Origin of the sequence: Pseudoalteromonas sp. SR45-5 (genome assembly GCF_014163565.1) — a bacterium.
Lineage (GTDB): Bacteria > Pseudomonadota > Gammaproteobacteria > Enterobacterales > Alteromonadaceae > Pseudoalteromonas > Pseudoalteromonas distincta.
Map to the genome: position 1 here is coordinate 1 of NZ_JACJDN010000364.1, position 4,065 is coordinate 4,065.

General features: G+C 41.8%; 2 protein-coding genes and 1 pseudogene. 1 reads left to right on the forward strand and 2 read right to left on the reverse strand.

Translation table 11 applies throughout. From position 1 onward, the window contains the following. Positions 1-29 precede the first annotated feature (29 nt). Both fadA and fadB read right to left on the reverse strand, forming a co-directional pair. Positions 30-1,199 carry an acetyl-CoA C-acyltransferase FadA gene (gene fadA, locus H5072_RS13340; RefSeq protein WP_024597185.1) on the reverse strand — a complete coding sequence of 390 codons (1,170 nt, stop codon included), beginning with the start codon at positions 1,197-1,199 and terminating at the stop codon, positions 30-32. 4 nt (positions 1,200-1,203) lie between these two features. Next, positions 1,204-3,363 (reverse strand): fatty acid oxidation complex subunit alpha FadB, encoded by a 2,160-nt coding sequence (fadB, locus tag H5072_RS13345; RefSeq protein WP_182693792.1) that lies wholly within the window; start codon positions 3,361-3,363, stop codon positions 1,204-1,206. A 192-nt stretch (positions 3,364-3,555) separates the two neighbouring features. Here fadB and H5072_RS13350 point away from each other — a divergent pair. Next, positions 3,556-4,065, forward strand: a pseudogene (locus H5072_RS13350) (lytic transglycosylase); the annotation flags it as partial.

Below are 4,065 nucleotides of genomic sequence, written 5' to 3' on the forward strand. Positions count from 1 at the left end.
ACCAAGATGGTTTTACATGTTTAAACTAATTAGTCTTGAACACGTTCAAATACAGTTGCAATGCCTTGGCCTAAACCAATACACATAGTTGCTAAACCGTATCGTACATTTTTGTCTTCCATTAAGTGAATAAGCGATGTGCTAATACGCGAACCCGAACAACCCAGTGGGTGACCAAGTGCGATTGCGCCGCCATTTAAATTCACTTTTTCGTCAACAACATCCATTAACCCTAAATCTTTCATTACAGGTAATGATTGTGCTGCAAAGGCTTCATTAAGTTCTACTACGCCTAGGTCATCAATTGTAATACCGGCTTGAGCAAGTGCTTTTTTACTTGCTGGTACTGGGCCGTAACCCATAATTGATGGATCGCAACCAGCGACTGCCATTGCTTTAATGCGCGCACGAATTGGTAAACCAAGTTCTTTTGCTTTTTCTTCGCTCATTACTAACATTGCAGATGCGCCGTCAGAAAGTGCTGAAGAAGTACCGGCTGTTACCGTACCTGATGCAGGATTAAATACTGGGCGAAGCTTTGATAGACCTTCTACTGTTGTTTCTGGGCGAATTACTTCGTCGTCTTCAACTAAGATAAGCGAACCATCTGCATCGTGACCTTCCATTGCTAAAATTTCGCGACGGAAGCGGCCTTCAACAGTTGCAGCTTGTGCACGTTGATGTGAACGGTAAGCAAATTCATCTTGTTGCTCACGGCTAATGCCATGAAGCGTTGCAAGGTATTCTGCTGTTAAGCCCATAGAGCCAGACGCTTGTGCAATTGATGTTGCTAAGCCTGGGTGAAAGTCGTTGCCGTGAGTCATAGGTACGTGACCCATGTGCTCAACACCACCAATTAGGTAAGTGTCGCCAGCGCCTGTCATTATTGCGCGTGCTGCGTCATGCAATGCTTGCATAGAAGAGCCACATAAACGGTTAACCGTAACAGCAGGAACGCTGTGCGGAATACCGGCAAGCAATGATGCGTTACGTGCTACGTTAAAGCCTTGCTCTAATGTTTGCTGTACACAACCCCAATAAATATCGTCAATTGATGCAGGATCAACTGCAGGGTTGCGATCTAGTAAGCCTTTCATTAAATGTGCGCTTAAGTCTTCTGCACGTTTATGTTTGAATACACCACTTTTAGAGCGACCCATTGGTGTGCGGATACAATCTACAATTACTGGATTATTCATGATATTAACCTTCCACCTTATAGAAAACACGACCTTCTTCGGCCCACTTGCGAGTTTGTTCAGATACTTGGTAAATCGCACCTAGGTGAGCGTATTTGTCTGCTGCTGCAACAAAGTTAGCTAAACCAGTTTGATCTAAGTAACGGAACGCGCCGCCTCTAAATGGAGGGAAACCAACACCGTAAACTAATGCCATATCTGCTTCTTGCGGCGAGGCAACAATGCCTTCTTGCAAACACAGTAGCACTTCGTTAATCATTGGAATCATACAACGGTCGATGATTTCTTGTTTATCAAATTCTTTTGGTGCGTCTGTGATTGGGCTTAGTAGCTCAATTGCTGTCTCGTCATGAGACTTTTTAAGACGACCGCGACGATCTGTTTCGTATTTGTAAAAACCGGCTTTATTCTTTTGTCCAAAACGTTTTTCGTTGGCAAAAATAGTCACAGGGTCTTTATCAGCACGAGCCATACGCTCAGGGAAACCGTCAGCCATTACGCCAGTACAATGGAACGCTGTATCAATACCTACAACATCAAGTAGGTAAGCCGGACCCATAGGCCAGCCAAATACGTTTTCCATTACTTTATCTACTTTTGCAAAGTTAGCGCCTTCAACCACTAATTTGCTAAAACCTGCAAAGTAAGGGAATAAAACACGGTTTACAAAAAAGCCTGGGCAATCGTTAACAACAATTGGCGATTTACCTAATTTAAGCGCGTAATCAACTACTGCATTAATTGTTTTATCTGAGGTTTTTGCACCACGGATAATTTCTACTAATGGCATTTTTGGCACAGGGTTGAAAAAGTGCATACCACAGAAGTTTTCTGGCTTATCTAGCGCTTGTGCTAGTAAATCAATACAAATAGTCGATGTATTTGAAGTAAGTACAGTGCCTTCTGGCATGTTCTTTTCAAGATCAGCGAGTACTGCTTGCTTAACTTTAGGGTTTTCTACAACGGCTTCAACAATGATGTTGGCACTTTGTAGGTCTGACTCGTTAAGTGTTGGTTTAATTTTGCTAAGTGTTGCCAACATTTTTTCCATTGGCATGTGGCCACGCTTAACTTTTGCACCTAACAATTTAGATGCTTCACCCATACCTAAATCAAGCGCATCTTGTTGGATGTCTTTCATTATAATAGGTGTGCCTTTATAAGCAGACTGGTATGCAATACCGCCACCCATAATACCAGCACCTAATACAGCGGCTTGTTTAATTTCTACATCGCTGTGCTTAGCAAATTTACGTGCTTTACCTTTAATGTATTGATCAGCTAGGAATATACCAGTTTGTGCTGCTGCTTCTGGTGTACGTGCTAATTTAGCAAAGTTAGCGTTTTCGATTGCCATTGCTTCATCGCGAGTACAGTTTGCCGCTGCTTTAATAGTACGTACAGCCATAACCGGTGCAGGATAGTGGCCTTTGGTTTTACCCATTACCATACCTTCTGCCATAGCAAAGCTCATGCCTTGCTCAACACGGTTTAATTTAAGTGGCTGTAGTTTTACGTTGCGTTTTGCTTGCCAATCTAGCTTGCCAGCAATCGCCAGTTCAAGTGTTGATACACTTGACTCTAGAAGTTTGTCAGCACTAACTACCGCGTCAAACGCACCTACTTTAAGGGCATCTGCTGCGCGGTTTTCTGCGCCTGAGGTAATCCACATCATCGCGTTATCGGCGCCAATGATACGTGGTAAGCGCACTGTGCCACCAAACCCTGGCATTATGCCAAGTTTAACTTCTGGTAGGCCCATTTTAGCTGTTTCGCTTGCCACACGATAATCGGTAGCAAGTGCCCACTCACAACCACCACCAAGTGCCATACCGTTTATAGCGCTTAGAGTTGGGAATGGTAAATCTTCAATTGCATCAAAAACGTCGGTTGCGTTTTTGATCCACACTACTAATTCTTCTTCAGGTTTAGTAAATGTAGGTAAAAATTCGAAGATATCGGCACCAATAATAAAGTGGTCTTTATCACTGGTAAAAATCATGCCTTTGATATCAGTATTGGCGGCTAATTCTTTTAATGCTGCTGCGCAATCTGAAAGAGTTTTTTGAGATAGTGTGTTTACAGAACCTGTAACACAAAACTTAAACTCGGCGATGTTTTCCTTCAGGAAGCTAACTTCAAAGGAATCGCTTTTATATAACATTATTATTCTCCCTAGTTGACGAACTAAGACTGGTACGATGAGTTTGCATTTCAATCAGTGTGCTTGCTTTAAATTAAAAATGCAACGAAAAATTTAACTCGGTTACAATCGACTGGTTAAAATATAGCTGGTTTGGTGCTAAGGTGGTTGAAAAGTTTTTATTCACAACTTTAATTTTTATTAAAGGACATTATGAAAAAATATTTACTAAGTGTTGCGGCAGCTGCATTCATTTTTCCTCTTCATTCTGCCGAGGCAAGTAACGATAACGATGCATTTTTAGATGCCGAAAAAAAAGTAAGGTACGGCAGTTACCAAGACTTTAAACAAGCGGTTAGTAACCTAAATCATCCGTTAAAACCTTATGTTGAAAAAACGTATTGGCAACGCCATCCGAGCATTAAACATCAGGCAGAAATAGAAGAATATTTAAATATATACCAGCATACGCCGCTTGAGTGGCCGGTCCGTAAAGCGTGGTTAGAGTATTTAAAAGATAACAACGAAAAGGCGGCGTATATCCGCAACTATCGTGAAACGTCTAATACGGAGCTTACTTGTACTTATTTAGATTTTCAGCTTGATTTAGGTGCGCCCGAAAAGGCAATTCTAAATCAGGTGACCGACTTATGGGCTGTAGGTAAATCGCAACCTAATGGTTGTGATAGTTTATTTTCTACGTGGCGTAAAAAAGGCTACATG